Origin of the sequence: Pseudomonas sp. IT-P44, assembly GCF_949768225.1 — a bacterium.
In the GTDB taxonomy this organism is placed as follows: Bacteria; Pseudomonadota; Gammaproteobacteria; order Pseudomonadales; family Pseudomonadaceae; genus Aquipseudomonas; species Aquipseudomonas migulae.
The window spans coordinates 1-21,379 of sequence record NZ_CATKQM010000008.1; the positions used below are offsets into that span (position 1 = coordinate 1).

The 21,379-nt window shown below is 59.1% G+C and carries 22 protein-coding genes and 1 pseudogene; 8 read left to right on the plus strand and 15 right to left on the minus strand.

Annotated elements, in window-relative coordinates; all coding sequences use genetic code 11:
• Positions 1-77 precede the first annotated feature (77 nt).
• The 6 genes from msrQ to ACM6IO_RS03925 form a co-directional block, all read right to left on the minus strand.
• Complete coding sequence (gene msrQ, locus ACM6IO_RS03900; protein WP_414910989.1) at positions 78-698, minus strand: protein-methionine-sulfoxide reductase heme-binding subunit MsrQ; 621 nt, start codon at positions 696-698, stop codon at positions 78-80.
• A complete protein-coding gene (gene msrP / locus ACM6IO_RS03905) occupies positions 698-1,711 on the minus strand; it encodes a protein-methionine-sulfoxide reductase catalytic subunit MsrP (protein WP_192227971.1) in 1,014 nt (337 codons plus the stop codon). The genes msrQ and msrP overlap by 1 nt, the downstream gene beginning before the upstream one ends.
• Positions 1,712-1,769: 58 nt before the next feature.
• Positions 1,770-2,624 (minus strand): CDP-diacylglycerol--serine O-phosphatidyltransferase, encoded by an 855-nt coding sequence (gene pssA, locus ACM6IO_RS03910; protein WP_008033154.1) that lies wholly within the window; start codon positions 2,622-2,624, stop codon positions 1,770-1,772.
• A gap of 144 nt (positions 2,625-2,768) precedes the next feature.
• Positions 2,769-3,785 (minus strand): ketol-acid reductoisomerase, encoded by a 1,017-nt coding sequence (gene ilvC, locus ACM6IO_RS03915; protein WP_003228216.1) that lies wholly within the window; start codon positions 3,783-3,785, stop codon positions 2,769-2,771.
• 48 nt (positions 3,786-3,833) lie between these two features.
• Positions 3,834-4,325: an acetolactate synthase small subunit gene (gene ilvN / locus ACM6IO_RS03920; protein ID WP_003205610.1), complete on the minus strand. Its 492-nt coding sequence runs from the start codon at positions 4,323-4,325 to the stop codon at positions 3,834-3,836.
• Between the two features lie 2 nt (positions 4,326-4,327).
• Positions 4,328-6,052: an acetolactate synthase 3 large subunit gene (locus tag ACM6IO_RS03925; RefSeq protein ID WP_008033158.1), complete on the minus strand. Its 1,725-nt coding sequence runs from the start codon at positions 6,050-6,052 to the stop codon at positions 4,328-4,330.
• Between the two features lie 400 nt (positions 6,053-6,452).
• Here ACM6IO_RS03925 and ACM6IO_RS03930 point away from each other — a divergent pair, with 400 nt between their 5' ends.
• Entirely contained in the window at positions 6,453-6,872 is a 420-nt protein-coding gene (locus tag ACM6IO_RS03930; RefSeq protein ID WP_414910990.1) for a DUF4124 domain-containing protein, read from the plus strand.
• A gap of 122 nt (positions 6,873-6,994) precedes the next feature.
• Here ACM6IO_RS03930 and ACM6IO_RS03935 read toward each other — a convergent pair whose 3' ends face one another.
• The 3 genes from ACM6IO_RS03935 to mrcB are packed head-to-tail and all read right to left on the minus strand — an operon-like array spanning position 6,995 to position 10,405.
• A complete protein-coding gene (locus tag ACM6IO_RS03935) occupies positions 6,995-7,330 on the minus strand; it encodes a YqcC family protein (protein WP_008036409.1) in 336 nt (111 codons plus the stop codon).
• The gene (locus tag ACM6IO_RS03940; protein WP_008036407.1) at positions 7,330-8,064 is read right to left on the minus strand and encodes a tetratricopeptide repeat protein; all 735 of its coding nucleotides are present in this window, start codon (positions 8,062-8,064) and stop codon (positions 7,330-7,332) included. The genes ACM6IO_RS03935 and ACM6IO_RS03940 overlap by 1 nt, the downstream gene beginning before the upstream one ends.
• A 16-nt stretch (positions 8,065-8,080) precedes the next feature.
• Positions 8,081-10,405, minus strand: a complete 2,325-nt coding sequence (gene mrcB, locus ACM6IO_RS03945; protein ID WP_192420004.1) for a penicillin-binding protein 1B — start codon at positions 10,403-10,405, stop codon at positions 8,081-8,083.
• Positions 10,406-10,522: 117 nt separating this feature from the next.
• Here mrcB and ACM6IO_RS03950 point away from each other — a divergent pair, with 117 nt between their 5' ends.
• From ACM6IO_RS03950 to ACM6IO_RS03965, 4 genes and pseudogenes are all read left to right on the plus strand, one after another.
• Positions 10,523-12,079, plus strand: coding sequence for an AAA family ATPase (locus ACM6IO_RS03950; RefSeq protein ID WP_223416207.1), 1,557 nt, complete (start codon positions 10,523-10,525; stop codon positions 12,077-12,079).
• A gap of 91 nt (positions 12,080-12,170) precedes the next feature.
• Entirely contained in the window at positions 12,171-12,515 is a 345-nt protein-coding gene (locus tag ACM6IO_RS03955; protein ID WP_008033166.1) for a pentapeptide repeat-containing protein, read from the plus strand.
• 258 nt (positions 12,516-12,773) lie between these two features.
• Entirely contained in the window at positions 12,774-13,046 is a 273-nt protein-coding gene (locus ACM6IO_RS03960; protein ID WP_007971093.1) for a TfoX/Sxy family protein, read from the plus strand.
• 14 nt (positions 13,047-13,060) lie between these two features.
• Positions 13,061-13,180, plus strand: a pseudogene (locus ACM6IO_RS03965) (cAMP-binding protein); the annotation flags it as partial.
• Positions 13,181-13,541: 361 nt separating this feature from the next.
• Here the strand turns inward: ACM6IO_RS03965 and ACM6IO_RS03970 are convergent.
• From ACM6IO_RS03970 to ACM6IO_RS03985, 4 genes are read right to left on the minus strand one after another with little or no spacing between them, the layout of a single operon-like run.
• Positions 13,542-14,399 (minus strand): ChaN family lipoprotein, encoded by an 858-nt coding sequence (locus ACM6IO_RS03970; protein WP_414910991.1) that lies wholly within the window; start codon positions 14,397-14,399, stop codon positions 13,542-13,544.
• Positions 14,400-14,421: 22 nt separating this feature from the next.
• On the minus strand, positions 14,422-15,189 hold the full coding sequence (locus tag ACM6IO_RS03975; RefSeq protein ID WP_008036387.1) for a heme ABC transporter ATP-binding protein: 768 nt from the start codon (positions 15,187-15,189) through the stop codon (positions 14,422-14,424).
• Positions 15,189-16,226 carry a FecCD family ABC transporter permease gene (locus ACM6IO_RS03980; protein ID WP_414910992.1) on the minus strand — a complete coding sequence of 346 codons (1,038 nt, stop codon included), beginning with the start codon at positions 16,224-16,226 and terminating at the stop codon, positions 15,189-15,191. Before ACM6IO_RS03980 ends, ACM6IO_RS03975 begins: the two co-directional genes overlap by 1 nt.
• On the minus strand, positions 16,223-17,095 hold the full coding sequence (locus tag ACM6IO_RS03985; RefSeq protein WP_414910993.1) for a heme/hemin ABC transporter substrate-binding protein: 873 nt from the start codon (positions 17,093-17,095) through the stop codon (positions 16,223-16,225). Before ACM6IO_RS03985 ends, ACM6IO_RS03980 begins: the two co-directional genes overlap by 4 nt.
• Positions 17,096-17,261: 166 nt before the next feature.
• Between ACM6IO_RS03985 and ACM6IO_RS03990 the strand changes: the two genes are divergently transcribed.
• Positions 17,262-17,579 carry a Rieske (2Fe-2S) protein gene (locus ACM6IO_RS03990; RefSeq protein WP_414910994.1) on the plus strand — a complete coding sequence of 106 codons (318 nt, stop codon included), beginning with the start codon at positions 17,262-17,264 and terminating at the stop codon, positions 17,577-17,579.
• On the opposite strand, the gene sfsA is transcribed toward ACM6IO_RS03990, so the two are convergent.
• Together sfsA and ACM6IO_RS04000 are read right to left on the minus strand one after the other, a co-directional pair.
• The gene (gene sfsA, locus ACM6IO_RS03995) at positions 17,576-18,289 is read right to left on the minus strand and encodes a DNA/RNA nuclease SfsA (RefSeq protein WP_008036383.1); all 714 of its coding nucleotides are present in this window, start codon (positions 18,287-18,289) and stop codon (positions 17,576-17,578) included. The two genes, ACM6IO_RS03990 and sfsA, sit on opposite strands and share 4 nt — an antisense overlap.
• Positions 18,289-19,461: a pyridoxal phosphate-dependent aminotransferase gene (locus tag ACM6IO_RS04000; RefSeq protein ID WP_414910995.1), complete on the minus strand. Its 1,173-nt coding sequence runs from the start codon at positions 19,459-19,461 to the stop codon at positions 18,289-18,291. The genes sfsA and ACM6IO_RS04000 overlap by 1 nt, the downstream gene beginning before the upstream one ends.
• Before the next feature lie 335 nt (positions 19,462-19,796).
• On the opposite strand from ACM6IO_RS04000, the gene dksA reads away from it, so the two are divergent.
• Both dksA and gluQRS read left to right on the plus strand, forming a co-directional pair.
• The gene (gene dksA / locus ACM6IO_RS04005) at positions 19,797-20,237 is read left to right on the plus strand and encodes an RNA polymerase-binding protein DksA (RefSeq protein WP_007902025.1); all 441 of its coding nucleotides are present in this window, start codon (positions 19,797-19,799) and stop codon (positions 20,235-20,237) included.
• A gap of 218 nt (positions 20,238-20,455) precedes the next feature.
• Positions 20,456-21,349, plus strand: coding sequence for a tRNA glutamyl-Q(34) synthetase GluQRS (gene gluQRS, locus ACM6IO_RS04010; RefSeq protein ID WP_008036380.1), 894 nt, complete (start codon positions 20,456-20,458; stop codon positions 21,347-21,349).
• The last annotated feature ends 30 nt before the right edge of the window (positions 21,350-21,379 follow it).

A 21,379-nucleotide genomic window follows, 5' to 3' on the forward strand; every position in this document is an offset into this window, starting at 1 on the left:
ACCAAGGAGTTTTCCGTTTCGACTGCGCCGGAAGTGGGGCGAATTATAGACTTCTAGAATCTGCCGTCAACACCTAATTATGCTTTTCTTTCAGAAGGTGTCTTTTTAGCTACTAAACGCGGAATTCGACGAGCGACAAGCGGTAACCGCAACACCAATAGCAGCGCGCCTATAGAGGCGTAGACCGCCCACTCCTTCAGATCGGCACGCACGATCCACAACATATGCAGCAAGCCAAGACCGAGAACTCCATAAGCCAGTCGATGCAGCTTCTTCCAGCCAGTCCCCAACCGACGCTGACTGTAGCGGTTGGAGGTTATCGCCAACGCCAGCAAACAAAGGAACCCCAGCACACCGACAATAATGTACGGCCGCTTGCGCAACTCGACACCCAGCTGCGACCAATCAAAGCCAAGAATGAACGCTATATAGCCACTCAGATGGAGAACTACATAAGCGAAGCACCACAAACCCAGCTGCCGTCGGACAGCAACCCACCCCGCCCAACCGGTGAGCTTCAGCAACGGCGTGAAACTCAATGTAATAAGCAGCAGTACAAGCGTCCCCAACCCCAACCGATCAACCAGCACCTTGCCGGGATCCGGCCCCAGCACATCCGCCCAAGCCTGATAGAGCCAGAGCAGCGGCCATACCGCAGCAGCGATGAAGACACTCACTCGCCAGAACGGATATCGCATCAGTAGTTCTTCCGCAGATCGAGCCCTGTATATAGAGAAGCAACTTCGTCCGAGTAGCCGTTGAACATCTGCGTGTCACGCACATTGGGCTTGAACAGACCGCTTGGCAGCCGCCGCTCCCGAGCCTGCGTCCAGCGCGGATGATCGACTGTCGGATTTACGTTGGCATAGAAGCCGTACTCGTCCGCAGCAATGCTTTGCCAGGTGGTTTTCGGTTGCTCGCTGACCAGACTGATCCGCACGATGGATTTGACGCTCTTGAAGCCGTACTTCCACGGCACCACCAGGCGCAGAGGCGCGCCGTTCTGGTTAGGCAACTCACGCCCGTACATGCCCACTGCAAGAATCGCCAACGGATTCATCGCCTCGTCCAGACGCAGCCCTTCTACATAGGGCCAGTCGATCAGGGCAAAACCAGAGCGCTGCCCTGGCATGGTCTTAGGGTCCTGCAGCGTTTCGAAGCGAATGAATTTTGCCTTGGAGGTTGGCTCAACAACATTGAGCAACGCAGAGATGGGAAATCCGATCCATGGAATGACCATCGACCAGGCCTCTACACAGCGAAGACGATAGATGCGCTCCTCCAGCTGATAAGGCTTCATGAAGTCCTCCAGCGCATATCGCCCCGGCTTACCCACCTCCCCGTCCACCACCACGCTCCACGGTTCGGTTTTCAGAGAACCGGCGTTGGCGGCCGGATCACCCTTGTCGGTACCGAACTCATAGAAGTTGTTGTAGTGGGTCGCATCCTTGAACGGCGTGATCGCCTCATCCTTGACGGTGACCGCCCCCCACTTGGTAGAAGGGAGTTTTTCGGCAAACCAGGATGGCGCGTTGCCCGCCTCGACATCCGCGTATCGCGCGGCATCGTCAGCACTGGCCCAACGCGGCAAGCTGCTCACAGCCAAACCGGCAACGGCGGCACCCAGTACATTACGGCGAGATAGATAGAGGGATTCAGGCGTGACATCCGACTCATGGCAGTCGGATGACTTGGGGACTTTGATCAGCATGGCAACTCCGCAGCATTGGAGGACAGATGCACCAATAGACTGCGGAGTATGAGGGAAATTACACGCTTTTGTGCCGACGAAGACGTAACAGGTATTGAACCGGGCCAGACGCTGCATAGGCGAGGAAAACCAGCAGCAGGATGCGCGGCGGATCACTGAACACGACGGCAAACACCAACACCACAGCAAGGATCGCCACGAAAGGTACACGTCCTTTCAGGTCCAGCTCCTTGAAGCTGTTGTACTTGATGTTGCTGACCATCAGCATGCCGGCGGCCGCAACCATCAGCGCTACCAGGAAAGACATCTTGGAACCCTGAATGCCGTAATCGCTGAACGCCCAGACAATACCCGCAACCACACCCGCCGCAGCCGGACTGGCCAGACCGATGAAGTAGCGCTTGTCGGCGGTGCCCACCTGGGTGTTGAAGCGTGCCAGGCGCAACGCAGCGCCAGCGACATAAATGAAGGCGACCATCCAGCCGACCTTGCCCATATCACCCAAGGCCCAGCCAAATGCCAGCAGTGCTGGCGCGACACCGAAGGCGACCATATCGGACAGCGAGTCGTACTCGGCACCGAAGGCACTCTGGGTGTTGGTCATACGGGCAACGCGACCGTCGAGACCGTCGAGCACCATGGCGACAAAAATGGCGATCGCGGCAAACGCAAAATACTTGCTCGCGCCAATCGCATCACCTGCACTCAAGGCACTCTGGGCACTCATTGAATTGATGATGGAGTAGAACCCTGCGAACAGGTTCGCAGTGGTGAACAGATTCGGCAAAAGATAGATACCACGATGCCGGACTTTACGACCTTCAGCGTCATGCCCTTCTTCGACGTGTTCATCGATGGGCAGCAGGCTTTCGGCGTCAGAAGCCTGGTTTGGCTCTTCGGGACGTTCGCTCATGGACATTACCTTGCAACGGGGTGGAAAGTTTCGACAGGTGTCTGGGACGACGGTTCGGCCACAAACGATGCAGCTTTATACCAGAACCGGCCTCCTAAACGAAAAAACGCGGCCTAGGCCGCGTTTTCCGTACAAGTGTGCGACTTAGTTTTTGGCTTTGTCGACGATCTTGTTGGCACCGATCCACGGCATCATGGAGCGCAGTTGCTCGCCGATGATTTCGATACCGTGAGCGGCGTTGTTACGACGCTTGGCGGTCATCGAAGGATAGCCGGTTGCGCCTTCGCTGATGAACATCTTGGCGTATTCGCCGTCTTGAATACGTTTCAGGGCGTTGCGCATGGCCTGACGGGATTCGGCGTTGATCACTTCCGGACCAGTCACGTACTCGCCGTATTCAGCGTTGTTGGAGATCGAGTAGTTCATGTTGGCGATACCGCCTTCGTACATGAGGTCAACGATCAGTTTCAGTTCGTGCAGGCATTCGAAGTAGGCCATTTCTGGCGCGTAGCCAGCTTCAACCAGGGTTTCGAAACCGGCCTTGACCAGTTCAACGGTACCACCGCACAGAACGGCTTGTTCGCCGAACAGGTCGGTTTCGGTCTCGTCCTTGAAAGTGGTTTCGATGATACCGGTACGACCGCCACCAACGCCGGCAGCGTAGGACAGCGCAACGTTTTTGGCGTTGCCGGAAGCATCCTGATAGATAGCGATCAGGTCAGGGATACCGCCGCCTTTGACGAACTCGGAACGCACGGTGTGGCCCGGTGCTTTCGGCGCGATCATGATCACGTCGAGGTCAGCGCGCGGAACAACCTGGTTGTAGTGGATCGCGAAGCCGTGGGAGAAGGCCAGGGTGGCGCCTTTCTTGATGTTCGGCTCGATTTCGTTTTTGTACAGGGAGGACTGGAACTCGTCCGGGGTCAGGATCATGACCAGGTCGGCAGCCGCAACAGCGGAAGCAACGTCGGTCACTTTCAGGCCGTGAGCTTCGGCTTTGGCAACGGTCGCCGAACCTTTACGCAGGCCAACAGTGACGTCAACGCCGGAGTCTTTCAGGTTGCACGCTTGAGCGTGGCCTTGGGAACCGTAACCGATGATGGCAACTTTCTTGCCCTGGATGATCGACAGGTCGCAGTCTTTATCGTAGAAAACTTTCATGAATTTCCCCTATATATCCAGGCCGTTCAGGCCATTCGCTAATTTGGTTTAGATGCTGAGTACTTTGTCGCCGCGAGCAATACCGGTTACGCCGCTGCGGACGGTTTCCAGGATCGACGCGGTGCCGATGGACTGAATGAAGCTGTCGAGCTTGTCGCTGGTACCGGTCAATTGAACGGTATACACGCTAGCGCTGACATCGACGATCTGCCCACGGTAAATATCGGTGGTGCGCTTGATCTCGGCGCGCTGGGCACCGGTGGCCTTGACCTTGACCAGCATCAGTTCGCGCTCGATGTGAGCACTTTCCGATAGGTCGACCAGTTTGACCACTTCGATCAGCTTGTTCAGGTTCTTGGTGATCTGCTCGATGATCTCATCGTGACCAACGGTGGTCAGCGTCAGACGCGACAAGGTCGGGTCTTCGGTTGGCGCCACGGTCAGGCTTTCGATGTTGTAGTTGCGCTGCGAGAACAGGCCGACTACACGCGACAGAGCACCGGGTTCGTTTTCCAGAAGCAAGGAAATAATGTGCCGCATGATTAAGTACGCTCCGTCTTGCTCAGCCACATATCGCGCATGGAGCCGTCTTTGATCTGCATCGGATAGACGTGCTCGCTGGTGTCGACTGCAATATCGATGACCACCAGGCGATCCTTCATGGCGAATGCTTCTTCCATCTTCGACTTCAAATCTTTCGAGTCGGTGATGCGCACGCCGACATGGCCATACGCCTCTGCCAACTTGACGAAGTCAGGCAACGATTCCATGTAGGAGTGCGAGTGACGGCTACCGTAGCTCATGTCCTGCCACTGACGAACCATACCCAGAACGCCGTTGTTCAGGATGACGATTTTGACCGGCAAACCATATTGCAGACAGGTGGACAGTTCCTGAATGTTCATCTGGATACTGCCTTCGCCCGTTACGCAGGCGACGTCGGCATCCGGAAAGCTCAACTTGATACCCATGGCCGCCGGGAAACCGAAGCCCATGGTGCCCAGGCCACCGGAGTTGATCCAGCGGTTCGGCTTGTTGAACTTGTAGTACTGCGCCGCGAACATTTGGTGCTGACCCACGTCGGAGGCAACAAAGGCATCGCCCTTGGTCACTTCGCACAGGGTTTCGATCACGGTCTGCGGCTTGATGACACTGCCGTCGCCCTTGTCGTAAGGGAACAGGCCGCGATCACCGCGCCACTCATCAACTTGCTTCCACCAGCTGGCAACGGACTCCTTGTTCGGGGTCTCGCCGATTTCCTTGAGGATCGCGACCATTTCGGTCAGGACGCTTTCCACCGGACCAACGATCGGCACGTCGGCCTTGATGGTCTTGGAGATCGAAGCCGGGTCGATGTCGATGTGAATGATCTTGGCATTCGGGCAGAACTTCGACGCGCCGTTGATGACACGATCGTCGAAGCGTGCGCCGACTGCGAGGATCACGTCAGCATGGTGCATCGCCAGGTTGGCGGTGTAGCTGCCGTGCATGCCGAGCATGCCGATGAACTGACGGTCGGTGCCAGGGTAGGCACCCAGACCCATCAGGGTATTGGTCACTGGCAGGTTGAGCATCTTCGCCAACTCGGTCAGCGGCGCGGAGCCACCACCGAGAATCACACCGCCGCCTGCGTACATCACAGGACGCTTGGCCGCCAGGAGCATTTCGGCTGCCTTGCGGATTTGTCCGGAGTGACCGCGAACGGCCGGGCTGTAGGAACGCAGCTTGGCTTTTTTCGGGAAGATGTATTCGAACTTCTCGGCCGGGTTGGTCATGTCTTTCGGGATATCGACAACGACCGGACCAGGACGACCGGATTGCGCCAGGTAGAACGCTTTCTTCATGACTTCCGGGATTTCCGACGCGTGCTTGATCATGAAGCTGTGCTTCACGATCGGCCGGGAGATACCGATCATGTCGGTTTCCTGGAACGCATCGGTGCCAACCATGTTGCTAGGCACCTGGCCGGAAATGACCACCATCGGAATGGAGTCCATGTAGGCCGTGGCAATACCGGTAATGGCGTTGGTTGCGCCCGGGCCGGAGGTCACCAGTACCACACCGGCTTTACCGGTGGCACGGGCGTAGCCGTCAGCCATATGGGTCGCAGCCTGCTCGTGACGAACCAGGATGTGGGTCACTTCCGGTTCTTTGAACAGGGCATCGTAAACATGAAGAAGAGCACCACCCGGGTACCCGTAGATGTACTTGACGCCTTCGTCACGCAAAAAGCGGACGAGCATCTCACCGCCAGATAAAAGCTCCACGTTGTTCACCTCTAAAACGCCAGAATACCGCCCACATACAAGAGGACGGGTCTTAATAGGTTTACTTCTCGGCAGAGCATGAGCGACGGTGGTCGCCGACTACGTCAGCACTGACTGAGCAAGTATTGGGATCGTCCCAAGTGTTGCGGGGCTTTCCCACCCAGCGCGAGGTAACGCGTTGCGGGTGTAACAGGTCGGCGCGGATGTGCGCCTCATGATCTGCCGAGTGGGTCTGCTTCTGGCAGTCCCTCTACAGCGGACTTTGGATTCTTCTGTTTCGTCCCCTGCAAGTCAAGTCGTCAATGTGCTTTATTGAAGTAAGCACATGAGAAAGCAAGAAAAAACCGCTAAACAGCAACTGTGTTAGCTTCAATTGCGCAACCCAATACAAGGAAATGGCATGCGAACGTTTTTCCTGACCGCCAGCCTGCTGATCGCCATCAGCCCTTTGTGCATGGCCGCTCAGATTTACACGTGGGTCGATGAACAAGGCGTTACCCACTTCGATGCGCAACCGCCCCAGGGCCGGCAAGCCACGACCGTTGTCACGCCCTCCCCTGCAAACAAGCCGGCTACGCTGCCCCGTAGTAACGCCATTGGCGATCAACAGGCCATCGATAAGACCGTTAAAAAACAGGTCGCCGAGCAGCAAGCGCAGCTAAAGGTATTCTGCGAGCAGGCGCGGACGAACCTGGCTCAACTGCAGAACAATCCGCGGATACGGGAGGATGTCGAGGGTGAGATGCGGCGCCTGACCGACGAGCAACGTCAGGAACGAACTGCTGAAGCACAAAGACAGATCGCTGAAAACTGCCAGTAGATACCTGAAGGAGCAGAGCTTGCTCCGGGCGGCGTTCCGACGAAGGCGGCGTAACATTCAACATATCTTTTGAATGTTACGCCGCCTTCGCGAGCAAGCTCTGCTCCTACAAGAAATCGGGGTCAGCGGGAGGCGGTGATCAGCTGGTCGAACTCTTTGAGCAGCACCTGCAACTGCCGATCCTTGCCCTGGACATTGCGGCTGGCGAAGACCATTTCCGCCATCTCCTGAATGCCCGAGGCATTGGGCAGCGGCAAATCCTGCTCGAGGATCGCTTTCATGCGCGGCAGGAAGATCCATTGCAGCCACTGCTCGAAATCCAGCGTATCGACCGAGAACGGCTCGACACTGGACAGCGCTTCAACCGATGGCGAGACCTCGTCCCACCACCCCTGAACCCGCAACTCGCGCTCGATCAACAACAGCTGCTCGGCAATTTTCGGAAAGCGTGCGTCCATCACAGCGAAACCTTGGCCTTCTGACGGGCCAGTGCAGCGCCAGCGGAATCACCCTGCTTATCACGTGCCTGACCGATCAATTCCCACAGACTGGCCTGAAGTGCCGGACGCCCATTGGCGAGGGTCAGACCACGACGAGCGAACTGCTCGGCTTGTGCCGCATCACCTTGGGCCATGCGAACCTGCGCCAGACGATAAAGCACTTGCGGCTCACGCGGTGCAACACGCTGGGCGCGCTCCAGACTGGAAGAAGCACCGTTGAGGTCACCGCCAGCCTGTTGCTGCTGAGCAGTGGTCAGCAGCGCCAATACCGGACCGTCCAGCTGTTCATCAGCTGACAGACCACCGGCGCTCGACGAAGGAATACCGCTTGGCGTCGACGGCATGCTGTAGCTGCCCTGATTGATCGGGGCCGACTGGACTGGCGAAGTGTCGATCGGACCCGAAGTGATCGGGCCTGGCGTAATCGGCGAAGTGCTGATCGGTGCCGATGCAACTGCACCGCCACCCGGCACCATCACCACGACGCCGGTGTCACCTTGCGGGATCGCCTGGGTCTGGGATTGCACAGGACGTTTAACCGTCGTTTGACGAAAACCGCCATTGGCCGAAACACGTTCACTGTTGGAAACGGCGCTGCCGGAATCCACAACCGGAATCGAACCACGCTGTACGCTGGAGCAACCGCTGAGCAAAGCCACGGCGGCAACCGCTGGAATCAACCATTTGTTCACTTGAAACCCTCTTTGCTTAATTCATCCAGCCCTTGACCCAATCCATCACCGTTTCACCGTTAACAGGGCTTTCGCCACCGCAAGCAGCGCCGGGAGGCGGTTCACTGCCGCGAATATACGGCATCTGCACGGCGCCTGGGCAGTTGGCATCAGAGCCTTGTCCGGTATGTGAATCGACCCAGGCCTGAACCACATTATCCGGCTGCGGCATGTCCAGCGGCAACGGATCGGCCTTGCGCATGAAACTGGTCCAGACCTGCAACGCGCCAGTGGCACCGGTAAACGGGGTCTTGCCGTTGTCATCGCGACCCAGCCACACCACCGCCAGCAAGTCCTGACTGAAACCGGCGAACCAGCTGTCTCGCGAATCGTTACTCGTACCGGTCTTGCCCGCCAGCGTCAGGGTTTTCGGTAACACGTTGTAAACCGAACTGCCGGTGCCTTCGCGCATGACCCGCTGCATGGCACTCTGGATCAGGTAAATGGACGCCGGATCGAAACGCTGCTGAATCTGGAACGGATAGCGCTTGAGCGGCTCGCCTTCCGCCGTCAGCACGCTACGAATCCCGCGCATCGGCGTATTGAAGCCACCGTTGGCGAGGGTCTGGTACATGGTCGCCACTTCGATCGGGGTCATGCCGCCGGCACCCAGCAGCATCGACGGGAATGCCGGAAACTCGCGACTGACACCCAGGCGCGCCAGCGTCTTCAAGACATTCGGCACGCCCACCGCCAACCCGAGACGCGCGGTCGACAGGTTGTAGGAGTGCGCCAGGCCCTGATAAAGGAAAACAGTGCCATGGGAGCGGCGATCATAGTTTTGCGGTTTCCAGACCTGCCCGTCCGCGCCTTTTACCGAGAAGGATTCGTCTGACAGCCAACTGGTCAACGTGTACTGGCTAGGTTTCTCAAGGGCTGTCAGATAAACCGCCGGCTTGATCAACGAACCGATCGGTCGCACAGCATCCAGCGCCCGGTTGAACCCGGCGAAGCTTGCCTGGCGACTGCCGATCATGGCCTGGACTTCACCGGTTTCCGGGTTGGTCACGACCATCGCGGCTTCAACGTCATCGGAACCTTTACGGCCGGACAAGCGCTTGAACGTATCGTTGACCGACGCTTCAGCCTTCATCTGCAAAATAGGATCGAAACTGGTGAAGATCCGCAGGCCTTCTTCGGTCAAGTCTTCGTCGCGATAGTCTTCGCGCAGTTGACGTTTAACCAGGTCGAGAAACCCAGGGAACGAACTGTCGGCCAGTTTGCCGCGCGTCGTCACGCCCAAAGGCATTTTCTTCGCCGCAGCGACCTGCTCGGCGGTGGCGACGCCTTGCTGCTCAAGCACATCGAGCACCAGGTTGCGCCGCTCGAGCGCCCGTTCCGGATTGCGACGGGGGTTGTAATAGGACGGTCCCTTGACCATGCCCACCAGCATCGCGACTTGATGCAGTTTCAGTTCGGACAACGGCTGCCCGAAGAAGAACTGGCTGGCGAGGCCGAAACCGTGCACCGCGCGCTGGCCATCCTGACCGACGAACACTTCGTTGAGGTAAGCCTCAAGAATCTCCCGCTTGTCGTAATGCAGCTCAAGCAGCATCGCCATCATGGCTTCGGTGAGTTTGCGGCTCAGGCTGCGTTCGCTGGTCAGGTAGAAGTTCTTGACCAACTGTTGCGTCAGGGTACTACCGCCCTGGGTCATCTTGCCGCCAGAGGTGTTGACCCAAATGGCGCGGACAATCGACTTCGGCGACACGCCCCAGTGGCTATAGAAGTCCCGGTCTTCTACAGCGACCAGGGTTTCCAGCAGATACGGCGGCACCTGATCGATGTTGATCAGAATGCGGTCTTCGAGATTCTTCGGATAAATCCCGCCGATCAGCAGCGGTTCCAGCCGCACCACAGAAAGCTTCGAACCGTTGGTCGCCGAAAGTTCGGCCACGTAGTCGCCGGAGAATCGCACGCGCACGGGCTGGGCGTTCTCCATGCCTTCATAGAACTGGAAACCACGGGTATTCAAGTCAACGGTGTTGCCGTTGACCGCTGCTGCGCCGGGGCCGTTGCTCACGCTTTCGCGGCGATAGCCCAGGGCGTCGAGTTCGGTGAGGAAGTCTTCCTTGCTCAGCTTCTGGCCGGTGAACAGCTCGAGCGGGCGCGCATACACCTTGGCCGGGATAGTCCAACGCTTGCCGGAGAACTTCTCCTGGACAATAGCGTCGAGGTAAACCGCGAACCCGGCGAGCACCACAAGGCCGACCAGACTGAGTTTAAGGGCCCAGCCCAGCCAAGGGCGCAGGCCCCTGGAAGGTGGTTTTTTGGGGGTACGGGGGGATCGAGTACGAGTCATGGCGCCGGATTATACGCACTTTATTCATACTCAACAGGAGCCCGCCGAGGTTTGCGTCGGGCAGACTTGCGGCCATAATGGCGGCCGTGAATTTTCCCAGACTCTGAAGGAACGCCTGTGAGCCAGTCCCTGATCGCCGCCCTGCAAAACCCGGCCCTCTACCCGCACCCGGTAGACGGGTTTCAGCTCATCGAAACCCACATCTCCTGGGTCATTCTCACAGGCGCTTTCGCTTATAAAGTGAAGAAGCCAGTCAACTTCGGCTTCCTCGACTTCACCAGCCTCGATGCCCGCGAGCATTTCTGTGGTGAAGAACTGCGCCTGAACCAGCGCCTGACCAATGATTTGTATCTCGAAGTATTGCCAATTACCGGCAGCGCCGAAGCGCCACAACTGGGCGGCGACGGCCCGGTCATCGAATACGCGCTGAAAATGCGTCAGTTCCCACAGAGCCAACTGCTCAGCACGCTGCAAGCCAACGGCGAATTGACCACCGCGCACATCGACGAGATGGCCGCACAGATTGCGCAATTCCACCTCACCGCACCAAAGGTGCCTGCGGAACACGAAGCCGGCACGCCGGACAGCGTCATGGCGCCAGTGCGGCAAAACTTCGAGCAGATCCGCCCGTTCCTGAGTGACAAGGCGGACCTGCTGCAACTCGATGCCTTGCAAGCCTGGGCCGAAAGCAGCTTCGAACGCCTCAAGCCACTGTTTGCCCAGCGCAAGGCCGAGGGGTTCATCCGCGAGTGTCACGGTGACATCCACCTGGGCAACGCCACCGTGATCGATGGCAAGGTCGTGATCTTTGACTGCATCGAATTCAACGAGCCGTTCCGCTTCACCGACGTCTATGCCGACACCGGTTTCCTGGCGATGGACCTTGAAGACCGTGGCCTGAAGAGCCTGGCCCGTCGCTTTATCAGCCAATACCTGGAGTTGACCGGCGATTACCAGGGCCTGGAACTGCTGAACTTCTATAAAGCCTACCGTGCGCTGGTTCGCGCCAAGGTCAGCCTGTTCAGCATGCCGGCCGAGGCCGACCCGGTGCAGCGCGCCACGACCCTGCGCCAGTACCGCAACTATGCAAACCTGGCGGAAAGCTACAGCACCATTCCTTCGCGCTTCATGGCCATCACCCACGGCGTTTCCGCTGTTGGCAAAAGCCACGTGGCCATGCGCCTGGTGGAAGCGCTGGGCGCAATTCGCCTGCGTTCCGATGTCGAACGTAAACGCCTGTTCGGCGAACAAACTGTCGCCAACGATCCGCAGGCCGGCATTTATAGCGCCGACGCCAGCGCCGCAACCTACGCTCGCCTGCATGAAATCGCCGCGGTCATCCTGCGCGCCGGTTTCCCGGTGGTGGTCGATGCCACTTACCTCAAGCGCGACCAGCGCGACGGCGCGGCGAAGATTGCCGAAGCCACCGGCGCGCCGTTCCTGATCCTTGATTGCAACGCGCCACAAGCGGTGATCGAAAGCTGGCTGGCCCTGCGTCAGGCAGACAAGAAGGATCCGTCCGACGCCAACCTGGCCGTTATCGAAGCGCAGCAAGCCAATCGTGAAGCCCTGACGCCAGAAGAGATTCTGTGCAGCAAACGCGTGCAGACCAATGAAAGCGGGACCCTCGACACCGTCGTTGCGCAAATTCGCCAACGCCTGCCGGGCCTGTAAGAAAGTATTTCAGCCGTGGAGCCTTCGCTGGCTTCACGGCTGTCAAATAGTGGCACTATACTGGCGTCATAAAACCAACAGGTGATGTGACATGAGCCAGCCGAAACTTCTCGACACCCCGCTTTATGCCTTACTGCACAAAGACGACATCACAGGTTTCAACAACGAACGTCCAAAAGACGGACCTATCGACATGGTCGGTGGTGACTTCCGAGGCCTGGACCTGCGTGAACTGAATGCCGACGGCATCGACTTTACCGATGCTTACTTCCGCTCTGCCGACTTGCGCGGCATCGATTTCAGCAACTCAAACCTGGAAGGCGCAAGCCTGGCCCACGCGCAGATCTCCGGCGCCTACTTTCCACGAGAGCTGAGTGCCGACGAAATTCTGATGTCGATGAATTTCGGTACACGCCTGCGTTATCGAACCCGTTAAAAACGACCGATAACTGACATGTCCAGTGCTCCGCCTTGGCGCCCCCCGCCTTGCGCTGGACTGTGGGTGTTTTCAGCTAGAGAACTTGACGCCCTTCCGCCTTTTCCTACCTTGCTCGCGTATTTTTACGCTGCACATCGGAGTCGCTTCTTAGAAGCATTTGCTCCGAAACCGACCAAACAATCACGCTTTTCCTACTGATGGCTACACTCCTCAGAAGCTTGCCCACGCACCGTTCGGCCGTCGCAAGGAGGCTTGATGAATGATGAACTGCAGCACCTGAAGAATCTTGGCAAGACATCGGCGCAGTGGCTGCATGCCGTGGGCATCCACAGCGCCTCGGACTTGCGTCGCCTGGGGGCGGTGGATGCCTATCGGGCTGTGCGCACGCGCGGGTTCCGGGCATCCAAGGTGTTGTTATATGCGATCGAAGGCGCGCTGATGGATGTGCATTGGAACGACATCCCCGCCGAGCGCAAGGAAGCCCTGAATAAACAGTTGGAAGCGATCTCGTCACGCCACAAGAATTGAACGGGAGCGAAGGAGAGTTTCTCAGCCTCACTCAAAGCAATCCGAAGATCACCTACAGCCTGATCGAGAGCGTGGACCGACGCATTGACCTGCTGAACAAGCACACCACGCAGCTGAGTTCATCAGGAATGTAGTCTGAAGCCCAATGATTACGGGGCCTCTCGCCAAGAAACTGACAATTTTCGAGGAAATGAAAAATCAGCGGTTGACTTGGTAATGAGAATCGCTATGATTATCACAACTGGTCGCGAGACTGGTCGATATTTGAAAAGCCCTTGGTTCGGACTCTCAGATATCTCCTCATCAGGCTAATCACGGTTATTTGACCCGGCTCTTGCCGGGTCTTTTTTTGCCTGCGCAAAAGTCCCCGGCAAAACCGATCCCCTGTAGGAGCCGGCTTGCTGGCGATGGCGGTGTATCAGTCAACGCATTTAGTGACTGAACCATCGCCATCGCCAGCAAGCCGGCTCCTACAGGGGGATCTGTTGCCGTTGCTTAGGGTTTTGATTTTGGCTGGCCCTTGCGCATCTCTGCACAGTAATCCGGCGCTGGCGTGGCAGGCGTGTACCAGACGTAATCGGCCATCGCCGCTGTGACTTCGCCGCCCTGCTGCGCCAGCATTAAAACCACGGGCGCTTCGGGCGCTCCCAGATCAAGCGCATGGATCGGCACGCCGACATCCTTTCGCGCGTGGTAAGCGCCGGCGAACAGCAATGAAGGGGTGGGTGCAGCCAACAGCCGCTCGGCCATGCGCCGGTCACGTTGCTGCTGGACGGCGAGCATCGCCGGCATTTGCGATTCGGGCAGCAGGCCACAATGGGAACCGCTGATCTGTGCCAGTAACTCATCCTTGACCGACGTGGCATTGGAGCGAGCGCCGCTTAATGTCGGCGGCCGGGCGTAAAAAGCACGCACCTCGACTGTGTCCAGATTGGCAGCCAGCAGCGGATACGGTTGGGCCAGGGTGAAACGAACGATCGGCCCATACAGATTCCAGTCCCAGCCAGGTTGCCAGGCTAATGCACCAGGCAAATCCGAGGGCAGCGTCGAGGCGTGGCGAACGTCATCGACACGCAGCTGTTGATCCGGCGTGAGCATTTCCAACAGCAGACTGCCTTGCGGGCGCTGTTCTCCCAGCGCCTGCAATAACCAGCGTTGCAGTTCATGGTGATCGCGATTGTCATGCTGCTCCCCCACGATCAATCGCGACGGCTTGGCCAGACGCGCCACCAGCTCTTGCGCCGTCAACGTCTGACCACTGCGCAAGTCGCGAATCTCGCCGGTGACCGGCGGCGTCGAAACATGCTGACAAGCACTCAGCATCAGCACCGCCAGAATCACCATCACACGCATGCCCACACCCTCTATCAATGACTCAGCGGGCGATGATCAGCGGATGCCCACGCTCCGGGTGCTGCTGCACCAAGACGTCCAGCCCGAATACCGCCTTGAGCGGTTCCGGACGCAACACTTGCTCCGGGGTATCGAGTGCGACCGGGCGCCCGCCTTCGAGCAACAACAGGCGATCACAATAACGCGCCGCCAGGTTCAGATCATGCAGGATCACCAACACGGACGCGCCACGATCGGCGAACTCGCGCACCGCTTGCAAGGTGGTGTGTTGATGCAGCGGATCAAGCATCGAAGTCGGCTCGTCGAGCAACAGCGTTTGCCCCGCCTCGCCCGGCCAGAGTTGCGCCAGCACCCGCGCCAGATGCACCCGCTGGCGTTCGCCGCCGGACAACGCCAGATAGCTGCGACCGCTCAAATGCCCGGCATCGGCTGCCTGCAACGCAGCGGCGACGATTTCGTCATCGCGGACCCGGCCGGTCTGGTGCGGCAAGCGTCCCATGCCGACGACTTCCTCGACGCGAAAGGCGAAGTTCAAGGTCGAGACTTGTGGCAATACCGCCAGGCGTTGCGCTCGTTGCGCGCCGGTCCAGTCACGCAACTCGCGCTCATCGAGCCACACGCTGGCATGATCAGCCTGCAACTCGCCGCACAAGGCGCCCAGCAACGTACTTTTGCCCGCACCGTTAGGCCCCAGCACGCCGAGGACCTCTCCCGGTTTGAGCTCAAGCGTAATATCCATCAGGACAATCTTGCGGCCTCGGCGGATGTGCAGATTTTGCGTTCGCAACATCAGGCACGCCCTCGCAGCAATAGATAAAGAAAGACCGGCGCACCGATCATCGCGGTGACGATTCCGATCGGCAACTCCGCCGGCGCCAAGGCCAGTCGCGCCACCAGATCCGCGAACAACAGGAGACTGGCGCCCGCCAGCACCGAGGCCGGCAGCAACACCCGATGATCGGGCCCGGCCAGCAGACGCACCAGATGCGGCACCACCAGCCCGACAAAGCCGATCATCCCCGCCGCTGCCACCGCCGCGCCGACACCCAACGCCGTGCAAAGCACCAACTCACGCTTGAGCTTTTCGACGTCGATGCCCAGGTGTCCGGCCTCCGACTCGCCCAGCAACAACGCATTCAACGCCTTGGCGCGACGCGGCAACCACAGCGCCACGCCGGCACTGATCAACAGTAACGGCCAGAGTCGCGAATAACTGGCACCGTTCAGACTGCCCAGATTCCAGAAGGTCAGCGTTCGCAAAGTCGTGTCGTCTGCCAGGTAAGTAAACAGCCCCACGACCGAGCCGGCCAGCGCCGTCAAAGCGAGACCCGCCAACAGCATGGTTGCGACATCGGTTTGCCCGTTGCGCCGACCCAGTCGATACACCATCGCTGTCACGCCGAGCCCGCCGAGAAACGCGCACAGCGATAAAAGGTACGGCCCGAGGAATTCCGGCAACCCACCAAACGCCGAGCCGCCGACAATTGCGATGGCCGCGCCTAATGCCGCGCCACCAGAAACGCCCACCAACCCCGGATCGGCCAATGGGTTGCGAAACAAGCCCTGCATCGCCACGCCCGACAATGCCAGCACACCACCCACCGCCAATCCCAACAAGGTACGCGGCAGGCGAATCTGCCCGAGGATCAGCTCGGCCTGCTCCAGTCCGTCAGGCGCAAAAGGCAGGCCGATCATGCGTAACGCTGCGCGCAAGGTATCGAGCAACGGCAGGCTCACCGGCCCGAGCGCCAACGACAGCCAGATCGCCAGTAAACACAGCAGGCTCAGGCCAATGAACAACGCCCGGGGTTTTACCAGGACGGTCATTGAGCAACAGTGCCGGGATAGAAACCGTCACTGATCTTTTTCAACGCCTCGGGCAATCGCGGGCCAAGCCCACCCACCAGCAGCGTTGGATCGAGCTCCATGACGCGCCCATCCTTGGCGGCGCGAGTGGAAGACAGAATAGGGTTTTCCTTGAACAGCGCCGCACGCGCCGCCTCGCCGCTCAGTGCGCGGTCGGCAAACACCAGCACCTCGGGGTCCAGGCTGATCAAGGACTCGTTGGAAAAAGGTTTGTAACCGGTGTGCGTCGCCAGGTTGTGCCCACCGGCCTTTTGAATCATCCAATCAGCCGCGGTGTCCTTGCCAGCGATAAGAGGCTTGCCGCCCGCATGACCGAGCAGCACCAGCACACCCGGTGAGGGCTGCGTCAGCTGCGCATTGGTGACCCGAACCTTTTGCTGATCGAGCTGCTGTTGATAGCCCTGGAACAGTTGCGCAGCCTTGTCCTCGGCGCCGAGCAATTTGCCCAACTGCTGCAAGTTCGCGTGCAACGTCGGCAGATCAGGCTGAGCCGAAAACAGTTCGACTTGCACCCCCGCCGTGCGAATCTGCGAAATCACCGGCGGCGGCCCCATTTCTTCGGTGCCGACCAGTATCTGCGGGCGTAAGCTCAAGATGCCCTCCGCCGACAGCTGCCGCTGATAACCGATGCTCGGCAACGCCTTGAGCGATTCCGGGTGCTGGCTGGTGGTGTCGACACCGACCAGTTTCGATTCGCCGCCGAGCGCGCTGACCCACTCCGACAAGGCCCCACCGGCACTGACCCAGCGTTGTGGCAACTCGGCCGCTGCGGCGTGGTGGCTGACGAGAAGTCCGGCACAGAGCGCAGCAACGCGGGTACTCAGGCGCATAAACAGCTTCCTTTATTGGTTTTCCCAGGCATTGAAGTGACAGGCCAAGTATCCTCGGCATCCGGCACCTGCACCCGACGGGCGAAGCGGCCATTTGATAATTGTTTGCATTTGAACGTCAAGCTCGGACATATCCAGTCACGAGCCGCCGCACTTGAGGATAGACATGAAGTTTCTTTGCGCAGGCGCTGAGCTGGCCGAATCCAGCAGCCGCGGTTTCGAGATCGACGGCAAGAAGCTTTTCGCCGTACGCCGGAACGGTCAGGTCTATGTCTATATCAACCGTTGCCCGCACCGTGGCGTCGGGCTGGAATGGACACCCGATCGGTTTCTCGACCCCAGCAACAGCCTGATCCAGTGCGCCACCCACGGCGCACTGTTCCTGATCGAAGATGGCGAGTGCGTCGCCGGCCCATGTGCCGGGCAATCCCTGACCACCATTGAATGTCGCGAAGACGCTCAAGGAATCTGGGTCAGCCTCTAACCGTTGAGCAACACCTCCAGACGCCGCTCGACCCGCATTTCCTCGTGGGTCAACCGCACGCCGTAAGCCAGGACTTCAACACCGCACGCCACCGCTTCTCGCAAAGCGGCCGCGTAGGCCGAATCGATTTCCTCAGCAGGACGCACGGCATCGATGCCGGTGAGGTTCACGCAATACAACTGCACCGCACGAATCCCATCCCGCGCCAGATGCGCCAGTTCCCGCAAATGCTTGGCACCACGCTGGGTGACCGCATCGGGAAACGCCGCCACCGATGAGCCATCGAAGCCCAACGTGACACTTTTGACTTCCACATACGCCGGCCCGCTCGGGTAATCGAGGCGAAAGTCGATGCGACTGTTCTCCTGCCCGTAGGCCACTTCGCGTTTCAGTTCAGTGAAGCCGTTGAGCTCAGTAATGACGCCGCCCCGCAGTGCTTCCTCAATCAAACCGTTGGCGCGCCCGGTGTTCACGCAGAACAAGCGACCTTGAGGGGTCTCGCCGATTTCCCAAGTGCCGGGTAATTTGCGCTTGGGATCATTGGAGCGACTGAACCAGACCTGCCCGCCCTCCACCTGACAATTGAGCATCGAGCCGGTGTTCGGGCAGTGAATGGTCAGCAACTCGCCGTGAACGGTTTCGATATCGGCGAGAAAACGCTTGTAACGTCGGATCAGTCGACCTTCTTCGAGGGGAGGATTGAACCGCATCAGCCTTGCCAGCTCTTCAAGCCGCGAGCGATGCGTTCGACCGCTTCCTGCAAACGCGGAAGGCTTTGGGTGTAGGCAAATCGCACGTGGTGGCCGGCCTGAAAACGCCCGAAGTCGAGGCCCGGCGTAATCGCCACGTGCTCGGTTTCAAGGAAATGCCGGCAGAACGCGAAGGCATCGCCGCCGAACTTGCTGATATCGGCATACAAATAGAATGCACCTTCGGGCTCAACGGCGATGCCGAAACCCAACTCCCGCAGTGCGGGCAGCAGATAATCCCGGCGCCGACCAAACTCGGCGCGACGCTCTTCAAGAATGGCGATGGTCGCAGGCTCGAAACAGGCCAGTGCGGCATGCTGCGCCATGCTCGGGGCGCTGATGTAGAGGTTCTGTGCGAGTTTTTCCAGTTCACCGACCGCCGCTTCCGGCGCCACCAGCCAACCGAGTCGCCAGCCGGTCATGCCGAAATACTTTGAAAAACTATTCAGTACGAAGGCGCTGTCATCGACTTCCAGCACGCTGGTGGCATCGGTGCCGTAAGTCAGGCCGTGATAGATCTCGTCCACCACCAGATGGCCATGCCGCGCCTTGATCGCGGTCGACAGGCCCGCCAGCTCATCGCGGGTCAGGAGGGTCCCGGTCGGGTTGGCCGGCGACGCCACCAGCGCGCCGACGCTGTCGTGATCCCAATGACGGTCGATCAAGTCCGGTGTCAGTTGGTAACGCACCTCCGGACCGACAGGAACAAGCTGCGCCGCGCCTTCCACCAACCGCAGGAAATGCCGGTTGCAGGGGTAACCCGGGTCCGCCAGCAGCCAGTGCTTGCCCGGATCTACCAGCAAGGCACTGGCCAGCAGCAACGCGCCGGAACCGCCGGGGGTGATGAGGATTCGCCGCGGATCGATGCTCAAACCGTAACGCTGCTGATAGAAGCTGGAAATGGCCTCACGCAGCTCGGGAATGCCACGGGCGGCGGTGTAGCGGGTTTTCCCCGCCGTCAGTGCGGCCTGGCCGGCCTGGATGATCGGCTCGGCGGTGGTGAAATCCGGTTCGCCGATTTCCAGGTGGATCACATCGTGGCCGGCAGCTTGCAGTTCATTGGCCCGCGCCAGCAGCGCCATGACATGGAACGGTTCGATCGCGCGACTGCGGGCACTGTAGGACTGAGCCATGAGCCTTCCTTCAACAGGGTAAAAAAACCGATTCTACCCAAGCGCAGGAACGAGCGAGAACCTAAAGCGGTCAGACGCGTTAAGACCTTGGCCACAAACGACCCATGCGAGTGCGCAAGGTTTGACTAAAATCATTAATTGATCAGGTCTCCAGCACCACCGGTCAAGGCTTTGCAATCATTTGCAAGCCCTTCGGGCCACTACCTCGACATCCGGGAGTAGCGCGGCCCGATTTGATCTGGTAAGTTCGCCCGCTTGCAGCCGCAGGGCCGGCAGGTGTCGGTGATGGAGCAATCCTGCGCAGATGGATTACAAGAGTAGAGGCGGTCCATTTCATGCCCACCCAAGCAAAGCAGCAAAATCAGTCGATCAGCGGCTTCGAACCCTACAAAGAAGTAAAGGGCGAGGAGTACATGGGCAAACCCATGCGCGCTCACTTCACCAAGATCCTGAACAAGTGGAAACAGGACTTGATGCAGGAAGTCGACCGCACGGTTGATCACATGAAAGACGAGGCGGCCAACTTCCCTGACCCGGCAGACCGTGCCAGCCAGGAAGAAGAATTCAGCCTTGAATTGCGCGCCCGTGACCGCGAGCGCAAGTTGATCAAGAAGATCGACAAGACGCTGCAATTGATCGAAGACGAAGAATATGGCTGGTGCGAGTCCTGCGGCGTCGAGATCGGCGTCAAGCGACTGGAAGCACGCCCTACCGCCGACATGTGCGTTGACTGCAAGACCCTGGCGGAAATCAAGGAAAAGCAAGTCGGCAAGTAATTGCGACTTGAACGAAGAACGGAGCGTGCGAACGCTCCGTTTTTGTTTCTGATATTTGCTGATGTTTATTGCGTCTTCGGAATCGCCTTCGCGAGCAAGCTTCGCTCCTACAGGAGATTGCGCCGGCCTTTGTAGGAGCGAAGTTTGCTCCGGGCGGCGATCCGACGAAGGCGGCTTCAAGCCATGCTCGAAACGATTGGACAGCCTGAAATCGCCTTATGACCGCCATCGCCCCCGCCTATATCGGACGCTTCGCCCCCACGCCAAGCGGCCATCTGCATTTCGGTTCGCTGGTCGCAGCGCTGGCCTCGTACCTCGACGCGCGCTCGGTGGGCGGGCGCTGGTTGATGCGCATGGAAGACCTCGATCCGCCACGGGAAGAACCCGGTGCCCAAGCGGCCATTCTCAAGGCGCTGGAAAGCTACGGTTTCGAGTGGGACGGCGAAATGGTCCGACAGAGCGACCGGCACGACGCCTACGCCGAAGTGCTCAATCGCCTGTTCAATCACGGCCTGGCCTACGCTTGCACGTGCTCGCGCAAACAACTGGAGCCGTATCACGGCATTTATCCGGGTTTGTGTCGCAATGCGGGCCATGGCACTGAAGATGCCGCCATTCGCTTGCGCGTGCCTGAGCTGGAATACCACTTCATCGACCGCGTGCAGGGCGAGTACCGCCAACACTTGGGCCGGGACGTTGGTGATTTCGTGATCCGCCGCCGCGACGGGCTCTACGCCTATCAACTGGCGGTGGTGCTCGATGATGCCTGGCAAGGCATCACCGACATCGTCCGTGGCGCCGACCTGCTGGACTCCACGCCACGTCAGCTCTATCTGCAGGAACTGCTGGGTTTTTCGCAACCGCGCTATCTGCACATCCCGCTGATTACCCAGCCTGACGGCAACAAGCTCGGCAAGTCCTACCGTTCGCCGCCGCTGACCGAAGACCAGGCAACACCGTTGTTGCTGCGCGCATTGCGCGCACTCGGGCAAAATCCCGGCACAGAGCTGGCGTACGCCACACCACGGGAAGTGCTGAACTGGGGCATTGCCCACTGGGACGCGCTGAAGATCCCGCGCACACTCAACCTGCCCGAAGCGCAACTACAGTGATCAGACTTGCAGTGGCGCGCCCATCCGTTA